Genomic DNA, 4196 nt, shown 5'->3' on the forward strand with positions numbered 1-4196 from the left:
TCTACTACTTGACGGTCAAAACGACCTGGTCGGAGTAGTAGTAGACCGTCCTGACTATGCAGGTCGTCTCGAAATTCTCAATGTTCATGCTCGTGGTAAGAGTCTCTCTAAAGATGTAGACCTAGAAAAAATTGCTCGTCGAACTCCTGGATTTACTGGAGCAGATTTGTCTAATCTATTAAATGAAGGAGCTATTCTGGCAGCTCGTCGTAACTTAACTGAAATCTCTATGGATGAAGTTAATGATGCTATTGACCGGGTATTAGCAGGTCCAGAAAAGAAAGACCGAGTAATGAGCGAGAAGCGCAAGGAGTTAGTAGCATATCACGAAGCTGGTCATGCTTTGGTCGGAGCGTTGATGCCTGATTATGACCCAGTACAGAAAATTAGTATTATTCCTCGCGGTCGTGCTGGTGGTTTGACTTGGTTTACTCCTAGCGAAGACCGGATGGACTCTGGTTTGTATTCTCGTGCTTATCTACAAAATCAGATGGCTGTAGCTTTGGGTGGTCGTCTGGCTGAGGAGATTATTTTTGGTGATGAAGAGGTGACTACTGGTGCTTCTAACGATTTACAGCAGGTTGCTAATGTGGCAAGGCAAATGGTGACTCGCTTTGGCATGAGCGATCGCCTTGGTCCAGTTGCTCTTGGTCGCCAGAATGGTAATATGTTCTTAGGTAGGGATATTATGGCGGAGCGTGATTTTTCTGAGGAAACTGCTGCTGCTATTGATGATGAGGTGCGCAATTTGGTAGAACAAGCTTATCGTCGGGCGAAGGAAGTATTAGTAAGTAACCGTCATATTTTGGATAAGTTAGCCGAGATGTTGGTTGATAAGGAGACTGTAGACTCTGATGAGTTACAGGAGTTGTTGGCAACTAATGATGTGAAGATGGCGGCTTTGATTTAGGGTTATAGCAGAAGGTAGAAGGTAGAAGGTAGAAGGCAGAAGGAAAAATTTGGCGTTAAATTATTAATATATGGCTACTTTGGATGATTCTAGGGTAGTCTATATTTTTCTTTTGTTGGCGTTGCTGTTGAAGGTATGAATTATGTAATCTCCGTAAATAATATTGGTACTGTAGTCATAGGCCAAAATAATAACTGGAAACAAGGTGCAAACATCGGTAAAAAAAACAATCAAAACTTTACCCAAATACCACACTCTAAGCTAATTCAACAGATAACTTATAAATGTCAACTGGTTGGTATCAAAGTTGTTGAAACGGAAGAAAGTTACACCAGTAAAACATCTGCTATCGATCTAGAAAAACCAATATGCCATGAAAACTATGTAGGCAAGCGAGTCAAACGTGGTTTATTCAGAAGTGCAACAGGTAAAGTAATTAATGCCGACGTTAATGGTAGTCTTCAGATATAAGATAAGAAATTCCCAGGGGCATTTACTGCCGAGGGAATAGTGAGCTGTGCCGTACAGCCAATATTGGTTAATCCAATATCAAGATAAAAGCTCAGATCGATTTTCTACAGCTTTTTTCGTACGGTTGAGGTAATCACAGCTAACATCATTAGGTAATTTGTCTTAAGTTCAATCAATACCATTACGGTTGCAGGACTGCCGATATTGAGTGTCTGGAATTTACGTGTTAATTATCTACTATTTGTCAATAGCTAGAATTACTTAAGCATTTATACTTGTTCAAAATTTGTTTTTTTGAAGTTATCTGACTCTGCTGAAAATTACCAGATTTGAGATGCAATTAACGTAAATACAAGGTTGTAGCTCTCTTGAAAAGGTCTTTTTTTAGATTTAAATATAACATTGGCATTATATCTTAATGTACAGAGTATGATACAAATCGCTGAAATAACGCAAGTTCGTGAAATATTTTGTAATAATTAGCGAAAAATGAGGGGTTTTTGATTAATATAAATAATATTAAAAATAAATTTAATTAGTATAAATTATACAAAAGGGTCGCAATTTAGTTTTGTTTTTGAAATTAATTTTGCGCTCCCTTGAAGAAAGTAGAATAGAAGGTAATGATAATTTTCTGATTACTTTGTCATACTCTAATTAGTTGGAGCGATCGCTACAGCAGAAGAATTCAAATTGTCAGAAATCAGAAGTGTGTTTGTGCAGCATTCGGACCGAAAGGCAGAAAGGAAAATTGCTTATGGATAGTCAATGACCGATCACCTTAATATCTTAATAACCCCAAACAATTTTCAGCACCCCCTTTGACTGTGGGTGATTAAACCCGTAAAAGAAAAGATAATTTATGCAAATTATACAGTCATTCAATAATAGTAAATTAACTATTATCCAGATCCTCAAAAAGTGCATCTAAATCTTGATATCCACTCACCACTTTCTAATTCTTTCTTCTCCTAAATTTAGCAGGCTTAAATGGAGTTGCTTGCCTATACGCATGACTTTTTATTCAATTAATTTTCCTTACTCAAAGGCGATGAACTATTCAGGATTTTTTTCCCAGAAGCAATACCACCAAGATTTTCATTCTCTGAAGCTCCGAAAAAAATCGCGACTCAAAGGAATTTCCGGTTGCATCCTCACAAAAATTCTGATATCATCAAATTTGAATGGAGTTGCTTGCCTATACGCATGACTTTTTATTCAACCAAATTTCCTTGCTTAGAGGCGGTGAACTATTTAGGAATTTTTTCCCAGAAGCAATATCACCAAGATTTTCATTCTCTGAAGCTACCTGAAGAATACTGATTTTTCCCTCATCAAATCTTTCCATCTATGACGATTGAGTGGAAAATCACCAATTTTTTTTTCATTCTCGGAAGCTCCTCAGAAAAAATCGCGACATCCCGTTAGCAGAGATTATCCGTTAGGATAAACCCAACATTAGTAAGGTTTTGTTGGGTTGAACGGCAGTGAAACCCAACCTACTGAACTCTGACTTTTGACTTTTGACTTGTCCTATATGAGCAATCTTTCTTACAGTAAATTCACATTGGAAATAGCCAAGACAAATTTTGAATTAACCTTAGAAGAAAATCAAGATTTATTCGCCCAAATTAAACCAGTTAAACCTTCTGAAATTCTCACAACTATCTTACGAGAATATATTCCATTAGCAACTGCTATTAATACAGAAAAAGCTCGTTCAGAACTATTAATTTCTCAAATTTTAGCTGATGTGAGACGGCAATTAAATTATCGAATCAGTCTTTTTTCAGGAACAGAATTTAATGTAGAAGCAGAATTAGGATTACAAGGATATTGTGATTTTTTGCTCAGTTTTTCCCCTGAACAATATTTTATTACTGCTCCAGTTATTACCATCGTTGAAGCTAAAAATGAAAATATTATTCGTGGGTTAGGACAATGTGTTGCTAGTATGGTAGGAGCGCAGTTTTTTAATCAGCGAGCTGATAATCCAGTTAAGGTTATTTATGGTGCAGTTACAACCGGAACAAATTGGAAGTTTTTAACACTTGAAGAAAAAATTGTCCGTATTGATGTAGGGGAATATTACGTCAAAGAAATTGATAAAATTTTAGGAATTATTTTGGAACCGTTTCGAGAATATTTAGAGCAACAACATTCTTGAATGTTTCATTGCTAGATTTTCTTAAATCTATCCCTACATCTATACAACCTAAATCCTTAAATAAATATAAATTATTTCAGTAATGAAAGCCTGGTGTAATTAGGATATTTAATCAAAAATTTTTAATTCTTATCACATTTACATTTAACCACAGTAAAGGAAGGGCTAGAAATGAAAATCATACAAAGTCGCATAGCAAAGGTTTTGCTTGCAAGTATTATCGCTCTCTTAACAATTTTTACATCTGTTGTTAGTCCTCAAGGAACCTCTGGTATTCTATTTGCTCAGAAACCTAATGGAGAATTATCATACGCTAATACGCTCCCTAGTAGTGGACTGTTTCATCTAAAGTAGAGAATATTTAGTAGGGTGCGTTTTCGACGTAATAGCCAACATGAAACACTGCGTGACATGAAAATGAAATGTAACGCACCACCTGTGTCAAATATTTCTATTCCAAATATTTTGGTTAGTGCGTTACGCTTTGGTTAGGAAATTTTACTATCCATCACCTCTGACTGGGTGCTTCATAAAATGAATTTACTATTGCTTATACGCAATAGAAAGAAAATTTCACTACCCATCACCTCTGTCTGGGTGCTTCATAAAATGATTTTATTATTGCTCTATACGCAATAGAAAGAAAAT

At 36.0% G+C, this 4196-nt stretch carries 3 protein-coding genes and 1 pseudogene; all 4 read left to right on the plus strand.

Annotated elements, in window-relative coordinates; genetic code table 11:
- Positions 1–910: pseudogene (gene ftsH3, locus F6K13_RS21100) on the plus strand (ATP-dependent zinc metalloprotease FtsH3); the annotation flags it as partial.
- 135 nt (positions 911–1045) lie between these two features.
- Positions 1046–1381, plus strand: a complete 336-nt coding sequence (locus F6K13_RS21105) for an IS200/IS605 family accessory protein TnpB-related protein (protein WP_205127361.1) — start codon at positions 1046–1048, stop codon at positions 1379–1381.
- A gap of 1567 nt (positions 1382–2948) precedes the next feature.
- Positions 2949–3548 (plus strand): hypothetical protein, encoded by a 600-nt coding sequence (locus F6K13_RS21110; RefSeq protein WP_338043178.1) that lies wholly within the window; start codon positions 2949–2951, stop codon positions 3546–3548.
- Between the two features lie 171 nt (positions 3549–3719).
- Positions 3720–3902, plus strand: coding sequence for a hypothetical protein (locus tag F6K13_RS21115; protein WP_124154435.1), 183 nt, complete (start codon positions 3720–3722; stop codon positions 3900–3902).
- Positions 3903–4196 lie beyond the last annotated feature (294 nt).

Source organism: Okeania sp. SIO2B9 (genome assembly GCF_010672505.1).
Taxonomy (GTDB): domain Bacteria; phylum Cyanobacteriota; class Cyanobacteriia; order Cyanobacteriales; family Microcoleaceae; genus Okeania; species Okeania hirsuta.